The following is a 310-nucleotide window of genomic DNA, read 5'->3' on the forward strand; positions in this document are numbered from 1 at the left end:
CGTGGGAGGCCAGTGCGCCCATGCGCACGCCTTCCACCGACGGGTCGCCCACCACGACTTTTTTCAGGCGGTCCCGCAGGCGGGTGGCGACGGCGTCGATATGTTTGGCCGGCACGATGGCGCGGCGAATGGCGGTGCATTTCTGCCCGGCCTTGGTGGTCATTTCCCGGGCGACTTCCTTGATGAACAGCTCGAACTCTTCGTCGTCCGGGCTTACGTCCGGGGCGAGGATCGCGCAGTTCAGCGAGTCGGCCTCGGCGTTGAACGGCACCGAGTTGCGGATCAGGTTCGGGTTGACCCGCAGCTTGGC

General features: G+C 66.1%; 1 protein-coding gene. It reads right to left on the reverse strand.

Annotated elements, in window-relative coordinates; all coding sequences use genetic code 11:
• A partial coding sequence (locus HX846_RS38400) for an aldehyde dehydrogenase family protein (protein WP_178967601.1) occupies positions 1-310 on the reverse strand: 310 nt, incomplete at both ends.

The organism is Pseudomonas sp. K5002 (assembly GCF_013386655.1).
In the GTDB taxonomy this organism is placed as follows: Bacteria; Pseudomonadota; Gammaproteobacteria; order Pseudomonadales; family Pseudomonadaceae; genus Aquipseudomonas.